Genomic DNA, 21,046 nt, shown 5'->3' with positions numbered 1-21,046 from the left:
ACGCTGGTGCCATGACAGCCAGCGCATTCCCCACCGGTACCGGCGCGACGAGCGCTGGTGGACCCGCAGGCACACCCGCGCAGTCCGCGAACATCCTCGTCGTCGAGGACGAGCCGGCCATCGCCACGGCCATCGCCCAGCGCCTGAGCGCCGAGGGCTGGCGTGTCGAGGTCGCACGCGACGGGCTCTCGGGCGTCGAGGCGGCAACCCGCCTGCGACCCGACGTGATCGTGCTCGACGTCATGCTGCCGGGCATCGACGGGCTCGAGGTCACGCGCCGCATCCAGGCCGAGCAGCCCGTGCCGATCCTCATGCTGACCGCGCGCGACGACGAGACCGACATGCTCATCGGGCTCGGCGTCGGCGCCGACGACTACATGACCAAGCCCTTCTCGATGCGCGAGCTGGTCGCCCGGGTCAAGGCGCTGCTCCGGCGCGTCGACCGCGCGGCCCAGGCGGCGACGTCGACCCCCACGGACCCGCCCATGGTCGTGGGCGACGTCGTGATCGACCGCGCCCAGCGACGCGTGCACCGCGCGGGCGAGGAGGTCCACCTGACCCCGACCGAGTTCGAGCTGCTCGTCATGCTGGCCAGCTCGCCCAAGACCGTGCTCACGCGCGAACGCCTCCTCGCCGAGGTCTGGGACTGGGCCGACGCGAGCGGGACCCGCACGGTCGACTCCCACATCAAGGCGCTGCGCCGCAAGCTCGGGCCCGACCTGATCCGCACGGTCCACGGGGTCGGATACGCGTTCGAGCCCCCGGTCGCGTGACCTCCGGCCCCCGGACCATCCGCCCCCACCTCCCGGACGTCCGGCCCCTCGACTCGTTCCGGTCGCTCAAGATCAAGCTCGGCGTGCTGGTCTTCGCGACCGTCACGCTCGCGGTCCTCATCACCTGGCTCGGTCAGCAGAACAAGCTCGGCCCCACCCGCACGTTCCCGCTGGCGATCGTGCTCTCGCTCCTGCTCACGCAGATCCTCGCGCGCGGCATGACCTCGCCCCTGCGCGAGATGACGGCTGCCGCGCAGTCCATGGCCGACGGGGACTACACCCGGCGGGTGCGCGCGACGAGCCGTGACGAGGTGGGCCAGCTCGCGGTCGCCTTCAACATCATGGCCGAGGACCTGGCGTCGTCCGACCAGATGCGACGAGAGCTCATCGCGAACGTGTCGCACGAGCTCCGTACACCGATCGCGGCGCTCCAGGCCCAGCTCGAGAACGTCGTCGACGGCGTGAGCGAGGCGAACCCGGCGACCATGGAGATGGCCCTCGCCCAGACCGAGCGCCTGACCCGCCTCGTGACGTACCTCCTGGACCTGTCCCGGATCGAGGCAGGCGCCGCGGCCCTCAACTTCCAGGACATCCCGCTCGGCGACTTCCTGGAGGAGAACGCCGACGCCGTCTCGATGGTCGAGGCCGGCAAGCAGCTCCAGTACGTGGTCGACGTGACCCCGGAGGACCTCACGCTGCCGGCGGACCCCGAGCGTCTGCGGCAGATCGTCACGAACCTGCTCCAGAACGCGATCCGGCACTCGCCCCAGAACGGCGAGATCCGGCTCGAGGCCTACCCCGTCGACGACGACGTCGTGATCGAGGTCATCGACGAGGGACCCGGCATCGCGAAGAAGGACCGCGAACGGATCTTCGAGCGCTTCGCCCGGGGCAACGCCCCGTCGCAGGGCCACTCGTCGACGGGCGGGACGGGGATCGGGCTCGCGATCGTGCGCTGGGCGGTCGACCTGCACGGCGGGCGGATCGAGGTCGCGGACTCCCTCCAGGGCGCCACGATGCGCCTGACCTTCCCGGCTCGTCCCCAGCCGCACACGACCGGCCTCCCGGACGACCTGCCGGAGATCCTGGGTCACCCCGGCGCGCCTCGTCCGAGCGACCAGGAGCGACGCCCGTCCGACCCGACGGAGTGAGACCTTCGTCACACTCGGTGGCGGGCATACCCGGCGATGGTCTAAACGACCTGACCTTTGGTCAGCGAACAGGTCGCTGTTGCCCCCCTGTTTGCCTCTGGCAGACGTCCCGTGAAGAACCGGCCGACACCCTGCACATTTCCGCCGGCCGAGGCTCGGGCGAGCGGACCGGAGGGCCTAGGCTTGACGGGTCCGGTTCCGGACTAGGTACCCGATATCCAGTGACGATCAGTGGTGAAAGTGGGCGATCCTCGCGTGTCCCCGAAGGCTGAGTCAGAGTCGATCAGCGCAGCAAGTTCTGTGTTCGGCGCCAACGAATGGCTCGTCGACGAGCTCTACGAGCAATACCTCAAGGACAAGAACGCGGTGGACCCCGCGTGGTGGGAGTTCTTCGCGGACTACCGTCCCGGGGACAAGGCGAGCGAGGTGAACGGGAGCAGCGCCACCGCCGCTCCCTCCGCCCCTGCCGCAGGGACTGCGACGCCCGCCGTCGCGACCCCGGCCCCCGCGGTCCAGATCCCGGCGAACGCACCGGCAACGCCGCCGGCCCACGCCACGAGCGCCGTACCGGCGACCGACGGCTCTGCCGCCGGTGAGTCCGCGCAGCGCCCCAAGTCCCCCGTGGTCCCCGCCGACCCGACCGTCAACGCCGCGATCGCGGCCGTGAAGGCCAACCGTCCGGTCGCGACCGCGCAGCCGGCGACGGCCCCGTACGCCGCGGTCGCCGCCGCGAAGTCGAAGTCCGACACGCCCGACGCCGCGGACGACGTGCAGAAGCTGCGCGGCCCCGCCGCGCGCGTCGTCGTGAACATGGAGGCGAGCCTCGAGGTCCCCACGGCGACCTCCGTGCGCGCCGTGCCGGCCAAGCTCATGGTCGACAACCGCATCGTGATCAACAACCACCTCGCCCGCGGGCGCGGCGGCAAGATCTCGTTCACGCACCTCATCGGGTACGCGCTCGTCGAGGCCCTCGGCGAGATGCCGGCCATGAACGCGAGCTACACGCAGCTCGACGGCAAGCCCGCGGTGAACAACCCGGCGCACGTCAACTTCGGGCTCGCGATCGACCTCGCCAAGCCGGACGGCACCCGCCAGCTCCTCGTGCCGAGCGTCAAGAAGGCCGAGCAGATGGACTTCGCCCAGTTCTGGGCGGCCTACGAGGACCTGGTCCGCCGGGCCCGCGGCAACAAGCTCACGGTCGACGACTTCGCCGGCACGACGATCTCGCTCACCAACCCGGGCGGCATCGGCACCGTGCACTCGGTCCCGCGCCTCATGCAGGGCCAGGGCACGATCATCGGCGTCGGCGCCATGGACTACCCCGCGGAGTTCGCGGGTGCCTCGGTCGAGCAGCTCGCGCGCCTCGGCGTCTCGAAGGTCCTGACGATCACGTCGACCTACGACCACCGCATCATCCAGGGCGCCCAGTCCGGCGAGTTCCTGCGCATCCTCGGGACCAAGCTGATCGGTGAGGACGGGTTCTACGACCGCGTCTTCGCCGCGCTGCGCATCCCCTACGAGCCGGTCCGCTGGACCCGCGACAACACGACGGACGCCGAGATCGAGGCGGCCAAGCCCGCCAAGATCGCCGAGCTCATCCACTCGTTCCGCTCGCGCGGCCACCTGATGGCCGACACGGACCCGCTCGCCTACCGCCAGCGCAAGCACCCCGACCTGGACGTCCAGACCCACGACCTCACGCTGTGGGACCTGGACCGCACCTTCCCCACGGGCGGGTTCGGCGGCAAGACCAAGTCGACGCTGCGCGACATCCTCGGCCTGCTGCGCGACTCGTACTGCCGCTCGATCGGCATCGAGTACATGCACCTCGCGGACCGCGCCCAGCGTCGCTGGCTCCAGGAGCGCCTCGAGTCCGGGTACGCCCGCACCCCGCGCGAGGACCAGCTGCGCATCCTGCGCCGCCTGAACTCCGCAGAGGCGTTCGAGACCTTCCTGCAGACCAAGTTCGTCGGCCAGAAGCGCTTCTCGCTCGAGGGTGGCGAGTCCGTCATCCCGCTGCTCGACGCCGTCCTGTCCAAGGCGGCCGACGGCGGCCTCGACGAGGTCTGCATCGGCATGGCCCACCGCGGCCGCCTCAACGTCCTCGCGAACATCGCCGGCAAGAGCTACGCGCAGATCTTCGCCGAGTTCGAGGGCAACCAGGACCCCAAGAGCGTCCAGGGCTCGGGAGACGTCAAGTACCACCTCGGCACCGAGGGCACGTTCTCGGCCGAGTCGGGTGCGCAGACGCGCGTCTACCTCGCGGCCAACCCCTCGCACCTCGAGGCGGTCGACCCGGTGCTCGAGGGCATCGTGCGCGCCAAGCAGGACCGCATCGACCTGGGCGGCGACGGGTTCTCCGTCCTGCCGATCCTCATCCACGGCGACGCGGCCTTCGCGGGCCAGGGCGTGGTGCCCGAGGTCCTGAACCTCGCGCAGCTGCGCGGGTACCGCACGGGCGGCACGATCCACGTCATCATCAACAACCAGGTCGGCTTCACCACGGGCCCGTCCTCGTCGCGCTCGACGCTCTACTCGACCGACGTCGCCAAGGGCTACCAGGTCCCGATCTTCCACGTGAACGGTGACGACCCCGAGGCGTGCGTGCGCGTCGCCGAGCTCGCCTTCGCGTTCCGCGAGCAGTTCGACCGTGACGTCATCATCGACATGATCTGCTACCGCCGCCGCGGCCACAACGAGGGCGACGACCCCTCGATGACGCAGCCGCTCATGTACAACCTGATCGAGGCCAAGCGCTCGGTGCGCAAGCTCTACACCGAGAACCTCGTCGCACGCGGCGACATCACGCTCGAGGAGGCCGAGCACGTCCTGCAGGACTACCAGGCCCAGCTCGAGCGCGTCTTCACCGAGACCAAGGAAGGCGGCTTCACGCCGTCGCCCGCCACCGAGCCCGTCGCGGGCCTGGAGCGCCCCGAGTCCCAGCGCGAGGACGCCGGCACGATGGTCGGGTGGAAGACCGCGATCGACCAGTCGATCATCGAGCGCGTGGGTCAGGTGCACGTCTCGCCGCCCGAGGGCTTCACGGTCCACCCCAAGCTGGCGCAGCTCCTCGAGAAGCGCAACCAGATGTCCGCCAACGGCGGCATCGACTGGGGCTACGGCGAGCTGATCGCGTTCGGGTCGCTGCTCGTGGAGGGCACGCCCGTGCGCCTCGCCGGCCAGGACTCGCGCCGCGGCACGTTCGTCCAGCGCCACGCGGTCCTGCACGACCGCGAGACCGGCGCCGAGTGGACCCCGCTGCTGTACCTCTCCGCGGACCAGGCGAAGTTCTGGGTCTACGACTCCTCGCTGAGCGAGTACGCGGCCCTCGGGTTCGAGTACGGCTACTCGGTCGAGCGTCCTGACGCCCTGGTGCTGTGGGAGGCGCAGTTCGGCGACTTCGTCAACGGCGCGCAGACCGTCATCGACGAGTTCATCTCGTCCGCCGAGCAGAAGTGGGGCCAGAACTCCTCGGTCGTCATGCTCCTGCCGCACGGCTACGAGGGCCAGGGGCCGGACCACTCGTCGGCCCGCATCGAGCGGTTCCTCCAGCTCTGCGCGGAGAACAACCTCACGGTCGCGCAGCCGTCCACGCCGGCGTCGTACTTCCACCTGCTGCGTCAGCAGGCGTACGCCCGCCCGCGCCGCCCGCTCGTGGTGTTCACGCCCAAGCAGCTGCTGCGTCTCAAGGCGGCCGCGTCCGGGGTCGAGGACTTCACGACCGGGACCTTCCAGCCGGTGCTCGGGGACACGACGGCGAACCCGTCGTCGGTCGACCGCGTCCTGCTCTGCACGGGGCGCGTCTACTACGACCTGGTCGCCGAGCGCGCCAAGCGTGGGGACGACCGGACGGCGATCGTCCGCCTCGAGCAGCTCTACCCGCTCGACGTGGAAGGCATCCGTCGGGAGGTCGCGAAGTACGCGGGCGCCGAGGTCGTCTGGGTCCAGGACGAGCCGGAGAACCAGGGCGCGTGGTCGTTCGTCCACGTGAACCTGCCCGAGGACCTGCCTCGTGTCCGGGTCGTCTCGCGCCCGGCGTCGGCCTCGACCGCTGCCGGCACGGCCAAGAAGCACCAGGCCCAGCAGGCCGTCCTCCTCGAGCAGGCGTTCGCCCGCTGAGCAGGACTCGCGCGCTGACCCCCTGAGGGCCATGACGAAGGCCGCCTCCCCCGTCCGGGGAGGCGGCCTTCGTCATGCGTCGTACAGGCCGGCTGGGTCGCCTACCAGCGGCCGTGGACCTGCTCGCGCAGGTACCGGTCGTAGATCTCACGGACCCCCGACGCGAACAGCGGTCCGAGCACCTCCGCCGAACCGGCCTCGGCGTTGGCGCGGGCCTGCTCGACGTTGCGGGCACCGGGGATCACGGTCGAGACACCGGGCTGCTGCCAGATCCAGGCGATCGCGGCCTGGGCCGGGGACACGTCGGGTCCGAGCACGTCGTGCACGAGCGCGGTGAACTCCCCCGCAGCCGTGAGACCGGTGGCGAAGTCGACCCCGGAGAAGGTCTCGCCGACGTCGAACGCGGAACCGTCGCGGTTGAAGCTCCGGTGGTCGTTCTCGGCGAAGGTCGTCTCGCGCGTGTACTTCCCGGACAGCAGGCCCGAGGCCAGGGGGACGCGAGCGATGATCCCGACGCCCGCGTCGGACGCCGCGGGCAGCACCTCGTCGAGGGGCTTGAGCCGGAAAGCGTTGAGGATGATCTGGACGGTCGCGACGCCGGGGCGCGCGATGGCCGCGAGCGCCTCGTCGACGGTCTCGACGCTCACGCCGTAGGCCGCGACCGACCCCTCGGCCACGAGCGTGTCGAGCGCGTCGTACACCTGGTCGTCGTCGACGACCGAGGACGGCGGGCAGTGGAGCTGGACGAGGTCGAGGCGCTCGGTGCGCAGGTTGCGGCGCGACCGGTCCGTCCACTCGCGGAAGTTCGCGAGCGTGTAGCTCGCGGGCTCCTGCGGGGCTCGTCGGCCCATCTTGGTCGCGACCGTGATGCCCGCGCCAGGGTTGTCCGCGAGGTAGGACCCGATGATCTCCTCGCTGCGACCGTCGCCGTAGACGTCGGCGGTGTCGAAGAAGGTCACGCCGGACTCGGCGGAGGCGTCGAGCACGGCGCGGGCGTCGGCCTCGCTGACCTCACCCCAGTCCGCCCCGAGCTGCCAGGTGCCGAGCCCGACGACCGAGACCAGTCGTCCGGTGCGTCCGAGCACTCGTCGTTCCATGTGTTCCTCCTCGTCCTGCGGGTGGTGCTCCCGTCCCCGGCAGTGCCGGGGACGGTGCGTCGCTGGGCCGTGCGCCCGGGAGGACGGCACGACCGGGTTCTACTGTCCCTGTTCGTGGGGAGTTCCGCACCCAGTAGCGTGTGCACGTGAACATCCATGCACCGTCAGGCGTCCAGATCCGCATCGAGCACGGGGACCACCGTGCCACGCTCACGGCGGTCGGTGCGACCGTCCGTGAGTACTCCGTCGGGGGGCGCGACGTCTTCACGCCCTTCGCCGAGGACGAGATCGCTCCCGCGTCGCACGGCGCGGTGCTGCTCCCCTGGCCCAACCGGCTGCGCGACGGGCGGTACACGTTCGACGGTGTGGATCACCAGCTCCCGATCACCGAGGTGCCGAGGAGCACGGCCATCCACGGTCTGGTGTGCTGGGAACGCTGGGACGTCGTCGAGCAGTCGACCTCGGCCGTGACCTTCGAGCTGCACCTCGTCCCGACGCCCGGCTACCCGTTCGACCTCGTCGCGCGCGTCACGTACGCACTGAGCGACGCAGGGCTGCGCGTCACGGCCCGCACGACGAACGTGGGCACGTCCGACGCCCCCTACGGCGTCGGGTTCCACCCGTGGCTGTCGCCGGGCACCGCGACGGTCGACGAGTGCACGCTGCGCCTCGACGCGCGCACCCGTGTCACGACGGACGAGCGGCTGCTGCCCACGGGCACCGAGTCCGCTGCGGGCGACCTCGACCTGCGCGAGCCCCGCCTGCTCGCGGGCATCGACCTCGACGACGCGTACGTCGACGTCCTGCGGGACGAGGACGGGCTGTCCTGGATGCGTCTGGCAGCTCCCGACGGCCGCACGGCCGCGGTCTGGATGGACTCCTCGATGGACACGTGGCAGGTGTGCACGGGCGACCACGTCTCGGCGGCCGGCTACCGGCGCACGGGGGTCGCGGCCGAGCCCATGAGCTGCGTCGCTGACGCGTTCCGGACGGGCGAGCGCCTCGTGCGCCTCGCTCCGGGTGCCTCGCACGACGCCGTGTGGGGTGCGACGCTCCTCTGACGGGGCGTGGCGCCGGTCACGTCCTGTCCGGCCCGGCGTCGGGGCGCCTCTCTCCCCCTGGGCCTCCCGGCGCGAGGGGAGGTCGACGATTCCCGGTCCGGGTGGCGCCCGACCGGCCGGACATCCCGCACGGGAGCCTTGTCGTGACGGACAATGGTGCGCGAGCGAACGAGGAGCACATCACCGTGGGAGAACCTGAAGTACGGATCTGCGTGGTCGGCGACGAGCTGAGCGCGGGTGTCGGCGACGCCAAGGGCCTCGGTTGGGCCGGGCGCGTGGTCGCGCGCACCCGTTTCCCGGGGACGGCGATGGTCTTCCCTCTCGCGATCCCGGGCGAGACGACGACGGCGATGAGCCAGCGCTGGGACGCCGAGACGAGCAGGCGCTTCGACCACGACCCCGAGGCCGACAACCGGCTCGTCCTCGCCCTGGGTCGTCACGACCTCGACGCGGGCCTGTCGGTGGCGCGGTCGCGGCTCAACCTGGCGAACGTCCTGGACGTGGCCGAGCACCGTCGTCTGCCCACGTTCGTCGTCGGGCCGCCGCCCGGCCGACCCGAGGACAACGACCGGGTCGCCGAGCTCTCCGCGGCTTTCGCGGACGTGGCCAACCGGCGCCGCGTGCCGTACGTGGACACGTTCACGCCCCTGGTCACGCACGAGCAGTGGCTCGCGGACCTCGCGACGAGCGGCGGCGGGTACCCGGGGCAGGCGGGCTACGGGCTCATGGCGTGGCTCGTCCTGCACACGGGCTGGCACGCGTGGCTCGGCCTGCCCGACGACGTCGTGTAGCCAGGGCGCCCGGCCCGCCGACGGTGACGCTCGTGCGCGCCGAGGGTGACCGTCTCACCCGCCGACGGTGACCACACCCGGGCTGCGAGACGACAGCGGCCTGCGGCCACCCGTCCAGGGGTGACCGCAGGCCGCTGTCGTCGTCTCGGGGCGCAGACCGCCCTGGGTCTCAGCCTCGCGAGACCGTGAGGTTGCCCGAGACCGTGCTGACCGACACGTACGCGCCGCTCGTGCCCTCCGAGTGGTCCACGGACGTGGTGCGGGACTGCGCGCTGGGGACGGGGGCGCCGTCGAGCACGACCTTGCCCGTGACCGCGCGCGCCTTGAGGTTGACCCCCGCACCCTCGCTCAGGCGCAGGGTGACGTCGCCCGAGACGGTCTTGGCGGTCACGAGGGGGGTCGTCTCGCGGGCCTCCACGACCACGTCTCCCGTGACCGTGCTGATCGTGACCCGTCCGAGCGCGCCCTCGGCCTCGACGCGGCCCGAGGCCGTGCTGACCTTGACGTCACCCTCGTGCGTCGCGACCGCGACGCGTCCCGCGACGGTCTTGACCGAGAGGGGGCCCACGGTGTCGGTCACGGTGACCGACCCGTCGGCCGTGGTCACGGACACGGGCGCGCGGGTGCCGCTGACGGTCGCCGAGGCGCGGGCGGTCGCGATCTTGACGGGCAGGTGGGCCGGGAGCACGACCCGGACGGTGGCGGTGTCCTTGTCCTTGAGGCCGCGCAGCCGGTCCACGGCCCCCTCGACGCCGTCGAAGTCGTAGGCGATCTTCAGCTCGCCCGCGTGCGTCGTGACCCGCAGGGGCCGGGGGCTCACGTCGGTCACGTCGACGGTCGCGCCGGACTCCCGGCTCGGGTCGCTCACGACCTCGACTGCCCCGTTCGTGAGGCCCACGACGAGCGACGCCACGTCGGCGACCTCGATCTGCTGCGGTGCTGCGATGACCCAGGACTCGGTTCCCATGTCGTTCTCCTTCGTCGTCTGCGTGTCGTGCCGGTCGTCGTGCTGGTGCGGGTCGTGCGGGTCGTGCGGGTCCGCCGCCTCGGGGCCGCCGGTCACGGCAGCGTCCCCCGGACCGCCCGCCGGGCGGAGTCCAGGACCGTGCGCAGCGTCTCGAGCGTCAGCTCGGTGACCGCGCTGCTCGCGTCGGCGCGCCGGAGGTCGGCGCGCACGTCGTCGCGGAACCGTTGCACCATGGCCTCGGCCTCGACGCGGCGGGCGTAGGACTCGCCACGGCGAGGGTCGGGGGTGGCGGCCGGCCGCGGACGGACGCGTGCCTCCTGGGCCGCGGCCGCGAGCTCGGCGCGCAGGCCCTGCATCGAGCCCTGGATGTCGGCGCGCAGGGCGTGCGCCCGGGTGCGCACGGTCTGGGCGATCCCGTCCTCGAGCGCCGCGACGTCGGCCCGGCGCGCCGCGACCTCGGCCCGGCCGGCGGGCGTGAGCTCGTACGTCGACTTGCGGGCGCTGTCGCTGCGCCGCACGAGCCCCTCCCCCTCGAGCCGGGCGAGGCGCGGGTAGATGGTGCCGGCGCTGGGGCGGTAGGTGCCGCCGAAGCGGTCGCTGAGCTCGGTCATGAGCTCGTAGCCGTGCTTGGGCCCGGACTCGAGCAGCGCGAGGAGGTAGAGCCGGAGCTCCCCGTGGGCGAAGACGGAGGCCATCAGCGGTCCGCCGGTCCGTCCGCGGGTCCGCCGCCGGGCGTGCCTGTCCACGTCGCGCGGCTGTCCGCGGTGCCCCAGGGGGCGCCGTACCCCGGGTACGCGTCGGTCGCGGCGTCGTCGAACGACCAGGCCGGGGCGCTGTCCGCGACACCGCCGGGTGCGTCCCACGCGACGGCGTCGGCGGGCTCCCCCCGCAGCACCGTGACGTTGCCCGAGACGGAGTTGACCTGGAGCTTCTTGCCCGGGGTCCCGGACGGACCCGCCTGGCGGTAGGAGCCACCGGGCGTGCCGCGGTGCTCGACGCCGTCGACCACGAGGCGACCGCTCACGCAGCGCAGGGTGTAGTCGAGGGCGTCGGGCTCGGGCACGCGCACCAGGACGTCGGCCGAGACGGCGTTGACGTTCATCACGTCGGGCGTCGCGCTCGAGTCGAGCGTGACGTTCCCGGAGACGGTGTTGAGCTTGACGTCGGTCAGCGCGCCCGAGGCCGTGAGGTCGCCCGACACGGAGTCCATGACGAGGGTGCCCACGTGGTCGCGGACCGTGACCTCGCCCGAGACCGTGTCGACGCGGACCGCGCCGGTCGTCTGCGTCGTCATGACCGAGCCACCCACGGTGGCGACGGAGACCTTCGCCTGGGTCCCGGCGACGAGGCCGTCGCCGCGCACGGTCGCGAGCTTGACCCGGACGTGCGCGGGCACGCCGACGTAGACGTCGGCGCGGTCCTTGCCACGGTAGTTGCGGAACGAGTCGAGGAAGCCCTGCCAGCCGCCCGTGGGCGAGTACCCGACCGTGAGCCGGTCGCCGTCGAGGCGGACCTCGAGCGGACGGCCCTCGATCGAGTGGACCTCGACGCGGACGCCGGGCTCGTCGTGCACCACGACGTCGATGCGTCCGTTGAGCAGGTTCGCGTCGAGGCGGGCCACGGGCCCGACGTCGATCGTCTGCGGACCGGTCACGGTCCAGTTCTCGGTCGCCATGTCTCTCCTCGCGTTCCTGCGGTGTCCCGCCCGGTCCCGTGAACGCGATGTATCGCGTTTCTGGTCACACGATATATCGCGTCTTGGACCAGGACAAGCCCCAGATGTGGGAACATGGAGCAGACAGAATCCGGCGTGAGGAGCAATCATGAGCAAGCGCGGACGCAAGCGTCGCAGCCGCAAGGGCAGCGCAGCGAACCACGGCAAGCGCCCCAACGCCTGATCACGAGCCCGCCAGGGCCGCGATCACGCGCCCTGCGGGCGAGTGCGACGAAAGGGCCCGTCCTCACCTCGGTGAGGACGGGCCCTTTCGACGTTCTCGGCGGCGGCACCCTCGCGGGGGTGCGGCCCGGCCGCGCCGCCTCGCCGAGAAGGCGGCCGACACGGAAGCGCAGAGGTGCCCGACGGCGTCACGCCCCCGGGCGGCGCGTCAGATGCCCTCGATGACCGTCGTCGTACGCAGTACGGTGAACTGCGCCTGGATGCGCAGCCGGAGCTCCACGGGAGCCTGCTCGTGGCACGAGCGGCGCACGAGCTGCTTGACCAGCTCCTCGGCGCTCAGCTCGGCCAGGCACGGCGAGCAGTGCGCGACGTGCGCGCGCATGCGCACCTCGTCGTCGGAGGTCATCTCCGAGTCGAGGTACTCGTACAGGTGCTTGAGCGCGTGCTCGCACTCGGTCTCGCCCTCGGTCGAGTGGGGGATCGGCACGATGACCTCGTCCTGCGCCTCCGTGCCCACGTTCTGCTGACTCACGACTCACCTCCGGGGGTCTTGGCCCCCACCAGTCCTCGGTCCTTTGCGTAGTCGCTCAGGAGATCACGCAGCTGGTGCCGACCGCGGTGGAGCCGCGACATCACGGTCCCGATCGGCGTGCCCATGATCTCGGCGATCTCCTTGTACGGGAAGCCCTCGACGTCCGCGTAGTACACGGCCATCCGGCGGTCCTCCGGCAGCTCCTGGAGAGCCTTCTTCACGTCGGAGTCCGGGAGCCGGTCCAACGCCTCGGCCTCGGCCGAGCGCAACCCCTGCGACGTGTGCGACGCCGCGCGGTGGATCTGCCAGTCCTCGACGTCCTCCGCCGCGGACTGCAGCGGCTCGCGCTGCTTCTTGCGGTAGTTGTTGATGAACGTGTTGGTGAGGATCCGGTAGAGCCACGCCTTGAGGTTGGTGTCCGGGCGGTACTGGTGGAACGCGGCGAACGCCTTGGTGAACGTCTCCTGGACCAGGTCCTCCGCGTCGGTCGGGTTGCGCGTCAGGCGCAGCGCCGCCGAGTAGAGCTGGTCGAGGTACACCAGCGCGTCGCGCTCGAAGCGCGCCGAACGGGCCGCGTCGTCCTCCGTGGAGGGAGCCCGGTTGGTGTCCTCGGCGTCATCGGCGCCCGAGAGGTCGCCTGCGCTGCTGCTGATCTGGTCCGTCATCGACAACGAGCCTAGTCCTCCTGCCGGTCGGGTGTCCGCCGAGAGCGCAGAAGGTGCGACCGCGCCGAACGGCACGACCTCGAGGCTCGGTGCGGCGGGGGCGCTCACGGCCGCTTCCGCTTCCAGTACACATGTCACGCTCAGCACAACCGTCGGGTGCGCCGTGTCATTCCCGCAGGGGCCGGATCCCGCGGTTCGCACGCCTCCCGGGGCGGGCAGAGGCAAGCCTGTGCTCGGTGAGGACAGGCAACCATCGGGTGTGCTCGGGCCCGATCCTCGCTAGCGTGACCGCATGACGACCACGACTCCCGACTCCCGGTTCCGCACCCTCCTGCGTGAGCAGGTCGGACACGAGCTCGACGCCCACCAGCAGTACATCGCGATCGCCGTGTGGTTCGACTCGCACGACCTGCCCCAGCTCGCCGCGCACTTCTACCGCCAGTCGGTCGAGGAGCGCAACCACGCCATGATGATCGTGCAGTACCACCTCGACCGTGACCTGGAGATCTCGATCCCCGGCACGGGCGCGGTGCGCAACGACTTCGACTCGGTGCTCGAGCCCCTCCAGCTCGCGCTCGACCAGGAGAAGCAGGTCACCGACCAGATCGAGGCCATCTTCCGCGCGGCCCGCGAGGAGGGCGACGCCCTGGGCGAGCAGTTCCTCCTGTGGTTCCTCAAGGAGCAGGTCGAGGAGGTCGCGTCGGCCACGACGCTGTTGACCGTCGCCCGCCGCGCCGGCGAGAACCTGTTCGACCTCGAGAACTACGTGGCCCGCGAGACCATCGGAGACGGCGGAGAGTCCGCGGACGCCCCCGAGGCTGCCGGCGGCGCGCTCTGACCTGACGAGCCCACGGGCGGAGCCGGGCAGGTCCCGGCTCCGCCCTCGCCGTGCCTGCGCCCGTGCCGGCCTCCGGACCTTCCCGCCCGACGGCGCCGCTCACCCGGGCGCGCGCGTCGCCCGCTCCTGGATCACCCCGCTCCCCCGGCGCGCGTCGCCCCGAGGGTGCACGCCCGGTGGCATGCTGAGCAGCGATGGGACAGGCTGGGTCGACCGGGGGCGGCACCGGCGTCCCGGTGTCCGCCGCTCTCACCGGTACCCGTTCGACGAAGGAGACCCACCGATGCTGCTGCGTCACGTCGCGAGGCCCATGCTGGCCTCCTGGTTCATCTACGACGGCGTGCAGGCCGCCCTCAAGCCCGCGGAGCACGTGCGCGCAGCCCGACGGGGCGTGAGCCTCGTCGGTCAGCAGCTCGGCGTCGAGGAGCCGCTCAGCGAGAAGCAGGTCTCGGCGCTGGTCCGGGCTCACGGCGCGGCGACCGCGGTCGCCGGTCTCTTCCTCGCGGTCGGCAAGGCGCCCCGGACCGCCGCCCTCACGCTCGCGGCCCTGAGCGTTCCCCTCGCGGTCGTCAACCAGCCCTTCACCCCGAGCGACGTGCCTCGCGACGTGCGCGCCCGCAAGTTCGTGGGCAACCTCGGCGCGATCGGTGCGGCACTCATCGCCGGGGCCGACTACGAGGGGCGCCCCGGTGTCCGCTGGCGCGTCGACCGTGCACGCAAGGACCTCGACCTGGCCAAGAACGCCAAGCACCAGGTCGACGCGGCCAAGCACAAGGTCGAGTCCGCGACCGACAAGGCCACGCACGCCGTGACGGCGAGCGCCCGCACCGCGACCCGCACAGCACGTCGCGCCGCGAGCTCGGCGGCCGGGACCGTCAAGGGCGCCGTCTCGCACTGAGGACCACAGGCACCGCCGGCCCGGGAGGCCCGCCCCGGCTTCCTCGCACGACCGCCTCCGGCCCACCGACGGTTCGCTCGCCGCGGCCCGACCACGGCAGGTGAGCGACGCCGTCGGGCCGTGGACGGGCCCGGCCGAGGACCGGACCGAAGCCCTCCCCCGAAGCCCCGTGCCATAACCTGGGGCATGTGACCAGCGACCTTCCTGCCGCCCGCCCCGACGAGACCACCCCCGCGCTGCCGGCGTGGCCCGCGCCCAGCCGGGCCGGCGCGACCGCCGGCGCCCCGCTCGACGCGACCGTCGCGGTCCCAGGCTCCAAGTCGCTCACCAACCGCCTCCTCGTGCTCGCGGCCCTCGCCGACGGGCCGGGCGTGCTGCGCGGCGCGCTGCGCAGCCGCGACACCGACCTCATGGCCGCTGCGCTGCGCGACCTGGGCGTGGGCATCACCGAGGGTGAGGACCCGAGCGAGCTGCACGTGACACCCGGCGCGCTGCGCGGCCCCGCCGAGATCGACTGCGGTCTCGCGGGCACCGTCATGCGCTTCGTCCCCGCGGTCGCAGCCCTCGCCGACGGCACCGTGCGGTTCGACGGCGACGAGGGCGCACGCGTGCGCCCCATGGGCCCCGTGCTCGACGCGCTGCGCGACCTGGGCGTGCCCGTCGAGGGCAAGGACACCCTGCCGTTCACGATCACGGGACGCGGCGCGGTGCGCGGCGGGCACGTCGACGTCGACGCGTCGGGCTCGAGCCAGTTCGTCTCGGGCCTGCTGCTCGCCGCCGCGCGCTTCGAGCAGGGCGTCACGCTGCGCCACACGGGCCCGACGCTGCCGAGCGTGCCCCACATCGACATGACGGTCGAGGTCCTGCGCGAGGTCGGCGTCCAGGTCGACGACTCGCGCCCCACGATCTGGACCGTCTCCCCCGGGCCGATCGCCGCGCGCGACGTGTACGTCGAGCCCGACCTCTCGAACGCCGGGCCGTTCCTCGCCGCGGCCCTCGTGGTGGGCGGCACGGTGCGCGTCCCGGGCTGGCCCGCCGTGACGACCCAGCCGGGCGCCATGATGGCCGAGCTCCTCACCGCGATGGGCGGCCGCGCCGAGCTGGTGGGCGGCGTCATGGCCGTGACCGGGACGGGCGAGGTCCGCGGGATCGACGTCGACCTCCACGAGGCCGGCGAGCTCGCCCCGACCATCGCGGCCCTCGCCGCGATCGCCGACTCCCCCAGCCGCCTGCGCGGCATCGCGCACCTGCGCGGGCACGAGACCGACCGCCTGGCCGCGCTCGCGACCGAGATCACGCGTCTCGGCGGGCAGGCCGAGCAGACGCACGACGGGCTCGTCATCACGCCGCGCCCGCTGCACGGCGCCACGTTCCGCACGTACCACGACCACCGCATGGCGACCTCGGGCGCCCTGATCGGGCTGCGCGTGCCCGGCGTGCTCGTGGAGGACGTCGAGACGACCGCCAAGACCCTGCCCGGGTTCACCGCCATGTGGGACCGCATGCTGAGCGCCGCGGGATCGGCGAGCTGATGGCGCGGCGCGTCCGCGACGAGTCCGACTTCCGCGACCGGGCGAGCAACAAGAACTCGCGCCCGCGGACCAAGCAGCGTCCCCAGCACGAGGACGCCGAGTCCGGGCTCGTCACGGGCGTCGACCGCGGGCGCTACACGCTCCTGCTCGACGAGGACCAGCCGACCGAGCGCACCATCCTCGCCATGAAGGCGCGCGAGCTGACCCGCAACCGCGTGGTGTGCGGCGACCGCGTCGACATCGTGGGCGACACCACGGGCGAGGACGGGACGCTCGCGCGCATCGTCCGCATCCAGGAGCGCACCTCGACCCTGCGGCGCACGGCGGACGACACCGATCCGTACGAGCGCATCATCGTCGCCAACGCCGACCAGCTCGTGATCGTCACGGCCCTCGCCCAGCCCGAGCCCCGCACCCGCATGATCGACCGCTGCGTCGTGGCCGCGTACGACGCGGGCATGGACGTCCTGCTGTGCCTCACGAAGGCGGACCTCGCCGACTCGACACCGCTGCGCGAGCTCTACGAGCCCATCGGGGTCAAGGTCGTCGTGACGCGGCGGGTGCACGACGATGCTCTTGCCGGGACCGGCGACGATGCTGGGCACGGCGGACACGGCAACGAGCCCGGCCACAACTCCTCCGACGCGGCCGAGGACGCGTGGCGCATCGAGCCGCTCGAGGCCGTGCGGGCCGAGCTCGAGGGCCGCACGTCGGTCCTCGTGGGCCACTCGGGCGTCGGCAAGTCGACGCTCGTCAACGCGCTGGTCCCGGACGCGTACCGGGCCACGGGCGTCGTCAACGACGTCACGGGCCGCGGTCGGCACACCTCCACGTCGGCCGTCGCGCTGCGGCTGCCCGACGCCGAGGGCAACCCCGCCGGGTGGGTCATCGACACGCCCGGCGTGCGGTCGTTCGGGCTCGCGCACGTCGACGTCGGCAACCTCCTCAAGGCGTTCGACGACCTCGACGTGGTCGCCGACGACTGCCCGCGCGGCTGCACGCACCTCGACGGTGCGCCCGACTGCGCGCTCGACGACTGGCTCGAGGCCTCCCCCGAGGACGAGAAGGCGGCGCGTACCGCGCGTGTCGAGTCGTTCCGACGTCTGCTGGCGGCGCGCACCGGTACGGTGTGAGCCATGCCGACCTACGACGACGACCTGCGCCTGGCTCACGTGATCGCCGACCAGGTCGACTCCCACACCATGTCCCGCTTCAAGGCGCTCGACCTGTCCGTGGAGTCCAAGCCGGACAACACCCCGGTCAGCGACGCCGACCGCGCCGCGGAGGAGATCATCCGCAGCCACCTCTCGCGGGCCCGCGGGCGCGACGCGATCGTCGGTGAGGAGTTCGGCGAGACCGGTCACGGCGCCCGCCGCTGGATCATCGACCCGATCGACGGGACCAAGAACTTCGTGCGCGGGGTCCCGGTGTGGGCCACGCTCATCGCGCTGGCCGACGGCGACGAGATCGTCGTCGGGCTCGTGTCCGCTCCTGCCCTGGGCCGCCGCTGGTGGGCCGCCAAGGGCACGGGCGCCTGGAGCGGGCGCTCGCTCGCGGCCGCGAGCAGGCTGCGCGTCTCGCAGGTCGGCAAGCTGGACGACGCCTCGCTGTCCTACTCGTCGCTGTCGGGGTGGGAGGAGCGCGGCAAGCTCGACGCGTTCCTCGACCTGACCCGCGAGACCTGGCGGACGCGGGCCTACGGCGACTTCTGGTCCTACATGCTCGTGGCCGAGGGAGCCGTGGACGCGGCCGCGGAGCCTGAGCTCGAGCTCTACGACATGGCGGCCCTGGTCCCCATCGTCACCGAGGCCGGCGGGACGTTCACGTCCCTCGACGGCTCGCCCGGGCCGTGGGGCGGCAACGCCGTCGCCACGAACGGCCTGCTCCACGACGAGATCCTGGGCCGCCTCTCCTGACCGGGCCGGCCGCCCGGCTGCCCGGCTGCCCGGCGGACGAGAACGGACCTGAGGTCGTCATCCGGTGGATGGCGGCCTCAGGTCCGTTCTCGGCACCTGCTACCGCAAGGTCACTTGGCGCGGGGGACGCTCTTGAGCTCCGACCAGTCGTACCAGAGCAGGTCGCGCTCGCTCACGCGGTCGAGCGCGGCGTCGAGGTCCTCGTCGCGGTCCTCGTCGGCGGCCGCGAAGACCTCGGCGATGTCCGTCGCGGCCTCGGGCTCGTCGACGTGGACGCACACGATGCGCACCTCGGGGATGGACGCCGTGACGTCGACCGCGCTGGGCGCGAGGTCGTCGGCCGACTCGTCGTCGCCGGGCTGGGTCAGCGCGACCATCTCGTCGGGCACCTCGACCGTGACGACGAGACGCTGACGCGGGGCGCCGACGCGACCGGCGATGAGCGCGAGGGAGTCGTCGGCGGCCTCGAGGGCCGCGGCGAACTCCAGCCCCTCCTCGTCCTCGTCGGGCAGCTCGCGGGAGAGGGCGGACGTGACGGCGTGGGCGGCTCGCGGAGCGAGGGACCAGACGGCCTCGTCGCCGGTCACGGTGACGGCGTCGAGCTCGTCGACGGTGGCGGGAACGTAGATGCGCATGGGATCAGTGTGCCGGTTCCGGGACGCGTTCGCGTGGTCCACCCGGCGTGGACGCGCTCACGGGGGGCCCGACCGCCCCTCGCACCCGCTCGGCGAGGTCGGCGACCGCCCGCCGGACCGGGGTCTGCGGTGCGTGCTCGGCGAGGGTCCTGCCCGCGAGCAGCACCGCGTCGAGAGTCTGCCGGTCGTCCGGGAGGACGTGCAGGTCCGTGACACCGCCGTACCGGCCGAGTGCGTCCCGGACCGCGGCCTCGGGTCGAGGCCCGGCTGCCGAGGACCGGACCCGGTTCGCGACCACGATCCGCAGCGCCCCGCTCGTCGCACCGCTGTCCGCAAGATCTCCCAGGCCCCGGACGAGCCGTTGGATCCCGACGGCGTCGGACCCGCCGACGACCAGCACGACGTCAGCGGCGGCGAGCGCGCTGAGCGTCGCCCCGTTGCGCTGCGGGGCGTGGGTGTCGTACGACAGCAGCTCGTCCTGCTCGAGCCCGAACCCGCAGTCGATCACGGTCCAGTCGGCGAGCGCCTTCGACAGCCCCCAGACGACGTCGAGCGACGTCGCCGGGAGCTCGGGCCAGCGCGCGGCACGCGTGATCCCGGTCAGGACACGCAGTCGCGGTGCCACGACCGGGGCCAGGCGCGCCAGACCCGCGAGGTCGAGAGCTCCCTGCCCCGCGCTGCGGGCGGCCGCCGCGAGGCCCGGTGACTCGTCGAGCAGGCCGAGGTGCTGGGCCACCGAGCCGGCGTAGGTGTCGGCGTCGACGAGGAGCACCTCGGCGAGATACCCGCCCTCCGCGCCCGACGGCGTGTCCTGGCCCCGGCGGCGACGTCGCCCACCTCGCCGCGACCGGTGGGCGTCCGGCCCGGCCAGCTCGGCCGCGAGGTGCACCGCCAGCGTCGTCCGCCCGGGAGCGCCGGCCGGTCCCCAGACCGCGACGACCCGCCCGGTCCGCGGGGCCTGGTCGCGCGCGCCGTCACCCGGCTCGGCGGGGAGGCCGCCCGACGGCGGTCCTCCCTGCCCACGACCCCGTCCGTGGGCCTCGTCGCGGACCGTCGCGACGAGCACCTCGCTCGGGGTGTCCTCGTCGAGGACCACGTCGACACCGATGGCACGCAGCCGGTCGCCGAGCCACTCCTGCCGCCCCGCGAGCACGACGACCCGCACACCGCACCCGTGCAGGTGCGCGATCGACTCACGGTTGATCCCGGGCAGGTCGGCCGAGATGATCGCGGCCGTGCCTGCGCCGGCCCCGGCCGCGGCGAGAAGCTCGGTGAGGTCGGCACACCGGCGCGCCACGGCGACTCCGGACCCGGGGGTCGTCAGCGCTGTCACGACCGCGGTCTCGCCGCTGCCCCTCACCGCGCACAGGACCGACGCGACGGGCAGCGTCGCGTCGGCGGTCATGCGCTGCCGCCTGCGACGGGCACGACAGCGATCTCGCCCTCGGCCGCGAGAGCCGCGAGGACCCCGGCCAGCTCGTCCGTGGGAACCAGCACGTGGAGCGTGGTCGGCCCTCCGGTCACGAGCGTCCCCCCGGACTCCGCGACCTGCGCGACCACGACCTGCGAGGCGAGCGTGTAGGGCCCGCTCCCGTCCTTCTCGTCCGCCTTGCGCTCGGCCGCCGTCGCCCCGTCGTCGGAGGCCGGGACGAACCAGACGTCCACGAGGGCACCGTCGGTGACCCTGTCGGACAGCGCCCCCGCGACCGGGATCGCCACGGCACGGACCGCGAGCTCCTCCGACCCGCCCACCGCGGAGCGGGCCACGAGCTCCCCGTCACCCACCACGCGGAGCGCCACCAGGTCGTCCGGCAGCGGTCGCCCCGCGAGGAAGTACTTCCCGTCCCCGGACCCGAGGCGCACCTCGACGGCCCGGAGGTTCCTCGCGTCGACGGGCTCGCCCGGTGTGAGCGGGCCCGCCGCGGCGTAGACGGCGACGGTCCGACCGGCCGACGACACGGCCCACGAACCGAGGGCGACCGAGGCTGCGACGAGCACGAGCCCGAGGAGCAGCCGAGGGTCCCGCCAACCGGGCCGTCGAAGTCGGGCGACCGTGGGCGTCGGCAGCGGGTCGAGGGAGCTCGTCATGAGTGTCCGTTTCGTCGTCGGGAGATTTCGTGCGGGCAGGGGCGGGGCGACGCCCCCGAGTGGCGAGCATCAGGGAGCCAGGGGGC

Annotated in this window: 20 protein-coding genes; 11 read left to right on the top strand and 9 right to left on the bottom strand. The window is 72.7% G+C overall.

Annotation, left to right across the window (positions count from 1 at the left end; genetic code table 11):
* Window positions 1–11 precede the first annotated feature (11 nt).
* From WFH32_RS05745 to WFH32_RS05735, 3 genes are all read left to right on the top strand, one after another.
* A complete protein-coding gene (locus WFH32_RS05745; RefSeq protein ID WP_225227495.1) occupies window positions 12–773 on the top strand; it encodes a response regulator transcription factor in 762 nt (253 codons plus the stop codon).
* On the top strand, window positions 770–1,924 hold the full coding sequence (locus tag WFH32_RS05740) for a sensor histidine kinase (protein ID WP_191794127.1): 1,155 nt from the start codon (window positions 770–772) through the stop codon (window positions 1,922–1,924). Before WFH32_RS05745 ends, WFH32_RS05740 begins: the two co-directional genes overlap by 4 nt.
* A gap of 255 nt (window positions 1,925–2,179) precedes the next feature.
* Window positions 2,180–6,043 carry a multifunctional oxoglutarate decarboxylase/oxoglutarate dehydrogenase thiamine pyrophosphate-binding subunit/dihydrolipoyllysine-residue succinyltransferase subunit gene (locus WFH32_RS05735; RefSeq protein WP_191794128.1) on the top strand — a complete coding sequence of 1,288 codons (3,864 nt, stop codon included), beginning with the start codon at window positions 2,180–2,182 and terminating at the stop codon, window positions 6,041–6,043.
* Between the two features lie 101 nt (window positions 6,044–6,144).
* Here the strand turns inward: WFH32_RS05735 and WFH32_RS05730 are convergent, their stop codons facing one another.
* Window positions 6,145–7,140 carry an aldo/keto reductase gene (locus WFH32_RS05730; RefSeq protein WP_191794129.1) on the bottom strand — a complete coding sequence of 332 codons (996 nt, stop codon included), beginning with the start codon at window positions 7,138–7,140 and terminating at the stop codon, window positions 6,145–6,147.
* A gap of 146 nt (window positions 7,141–7,286) precedes the next feature.
* Between WFH32_RS05730 and WFH32_RS05725 the strand changes: the two genes are divergently transcribed.
* Window positions 7,287–8,201, top strand: a complete 915-nt coding sequence (locus tag WFH32_RS05725; protein ID WP_191794130.1) for an aldose 1-epimerase family protein — start codon at window positions 7,287–7,289, stop codon at window positions 8,199–8,201.
* Window positions 8,202–8,344: 143 nt separating this feature from the next.
* Entirely contained in the window at window positions 8,345–8,992 is a 648-nt protein-coding gene (locus tag WFH32_RS05720) for a GDSL-type esterase/lipase family protein (protein ID WP_336706454.1), read from the top strand.
* Between the two features lie 169 nt (window positions 8,993–9,161).
* On the opposite strand, the gene WFH32_RS05715 is transcribed toward WFH32_RS05720, so the two are convergent.
* The 3 genes from WFH32_RS05715 to WFH32_RS05705 are packed head-to-tail and all read right to left on the bottom strand — an operon-like array spanning window position 9,162 to window position 11,634.
* On the bottom strand, window positions 9,162–10,055 hold the full coding sequence (locus tag WFH32_RS05715; RefSeq protein WP_336706453.1) for a DUF4097 family beta strand repeat-containing protein: 894 nt from the start codon (window positions 10,053–10,055) through the stop codon (window positions 9,162–9,164).
* Window positions 10,052–10,654, bottom strand: coding sequence for a PadR family transcriptional regulator (locus WFH32_RS05710; protein WP_030149987.1), 603 nt, complete (start codon window positions 10,652–10,654; stop codon window positions 10,052–10,054). The genes WFH32_RS05715 and WFH32_RS05710 overlap by 4 nt, the downstream gene beginning before the upstream one ends.
* Window positions 10,654–11,634, bottom strand: a complete 981-nt coding sequence (locus WFH32_RS05705) for a DUF4097 family beta strand repeat-containing protein (protein ID WP_336706452.1) — start codon at window positions 11,632–11,634, stop codon at window positions 10,654–10,656. Before WFH32_RS05705 ends, WFH32_RS05710 begins: the two co-directional genes overlap by 1 nt.
* Window positions 11,635–11,782: 148 nt before the next feature.
* Here WFH32_RS05705 and WFH32_RS19280 point away from each other — a divergent pair, with 148 nt between their 5' ends.
* Complete coding sequence (locus WFH32_RS19280) at window positions 11,783–11,857, top strand: 50S ribosomal protein bL37 (RefSeq protein ID WP_156968370.1); 75 nt, start codon at window positions 11,783–11,785, stop codon at window positions 11,855–11,857.
* Between the two features lie 207 nt (window positions 11,858–12,064).
* Here the strand turns inward: WFH32_RS19280 and rsrA are convergent, their stop codons facing one another.
* Together rsrA and WFH32_RS05695 are read right to left on the bottom strand one after the other, a co-directional pair.
* Window positions 12,065–12,388, bottom strand: coding sequence for a mycothiol system anti-sigma-R factor (gene rsrA, locus WFH32_RS05700; RefSeq protein ID WP_138823479.1), 324 nt, complete (start codon window positions 12,386–12,388; stop codon window positions 12,065–12,067).
* The gene (locus WFH32_RS05695) at window positions 12,385–13,161 is read right to left on the bottom strand and encodes a sigma-70 family RNA polymerase sigma factor (protein ID WP_305778416.1); all 777 of its coding nucleotides are present in this window, start codon (window positions 13,159–13,161) and stop codon (window positions 12,385–12,387) included. The genes rsrA and WFH32_RS05695 overlap by 4 nt, the downstream gene beginning before the upstream one ends.
* A 184-nt stretch (window positions 13,162–13,345) precedes the next feature.
* On the opposite strand from WFH32_RS05695, the gene WFH32_RS05690 reads away from it, so the two are divergent.
* The 5 genes from WFH32_RS05690 (at window position 13,346) to hisN (ending at window position 18,237) form a co-directional block, all read left to right on the top strand.
* Window positions 13,346–13,891 carry a ferritin gene (locus tag WFH32_RS05690; protein WP_030149991.1) on the top strand — a complete coding sequence of 182 codons (546 nt, stop codon included), beginning with the start codon at window positions 13,346–13,348 and terminating at the stop codon, window positions 13,889–13,891.
* Between the two features lie 283 nt (window positions 13,892–14,174).
* Complete coding sequence (locus WFH32_RS05685; RefSeq protein ID WP_191794135.1) at window positions 14,175–14,789, top strand: DoxX family membrane protein; 615 nt, start codon at window positions 14,175–14,177, stop codon at window positions 14,787–14,789.
* A gap of 188 nt (window positions 14,790–14,977) precedes the next feature.
* Complete coding sequence (gene aroA, locus WFH32_RS05680) at window positions 14,978–16,321, top strand: 3-phosphoshikimate 1-carboxyvinyltransferase (protein ID WP_442946306.1); 1,344 nt, start codon at window positions 14,978–14,980, stop codon at window positions 16,319–16,321.
* Complete coding sequence (rsgA, locus tag WFH32_RS05675) at window positions 16,321–17,454, top strand: ribosome small subunit-dependent GTPase A (RefSeq protein ID WP_336706450.1); 1,134 nt, start codon at window positions 16,321–16,323, stop codon at window positions 17,452–17,454. The genes aroA and rsgA overlap by 1 nt, the downstream gene beginning before the upstream one ends.
* Window positions 17,455–17,457: 3 nt before the next feature.
* On the top strand, window positions 17,458–18,237 hold the full coding sequence (gene hisN / locus WFH32_RS05670; protein WP_191790823.1) for a histidinol-phosphatase: 780 nt from the start codon (window positions 17,458–17,460) through the stop codon (window positions 18,235–18,237).
* Window positions 18,238–18,347: 110 nt separating this feature from the next.
* Here the strand turns inward: hisN and WFH32_RS05665 are convergent, their stop codons facing one another.
* The 3 genes from WFH32_RS05665 to WFH32_RS05655 are packed head-to-tail and all read right to left on the bottom strand — an operon-like array spanning window position 18,348 to window position 20,960.
* On the bottom strand, window positions 18,348–18,872 hold the full coding sequence (locus WFH32_RS05665) for a DUF6912 family protein (RefSeq protein WP_191790824.1): 525 nt from the start codon (window positions 18,870–18,872) through the stop codon (window positions 18,348–18,350).
* 4 nt (window positions 18,873–18,876) lie between these two features.
* Window positions 18,877–20,277, bottom strand: coding sequence for an AAA family ATPase (locus WFH32_RS05660; RefSeq protein WP_336706448.1), 1,401 nt, complete (start codon window positions 20,275–20,277; stop codon window positions 18,877–18,879).
* A complete protein-coding gene (locus tag WFH32_RS05655; protein WP_336706447.1) occupies window positions 20,274–20,960 on the bottom strand; it encodes a hypothetical protein in 687 nt (228 codons plus the stop codon). Before WFH32_RS05655 ends, WFH32_RS05660 begins: the two co-directional genes overlap by 4 nt.
* Window positions 20,961–21,046: the final 86 nt, after the last annotated feature.

It is taken from the genome of Oerskovia sp. USHLN155, assembly GCF_037145535.1.
GTDB lineage: Bacteria > Actinomycetota > Actinomycetes > Actinomycetales > Cellulomonadaceae > Oerskovia > Oerskovia rustica.
Note: the sequence above shows the minus strand (reverse complement) of the source record. Positions and strands in the feature narration are given on the sequence as shown.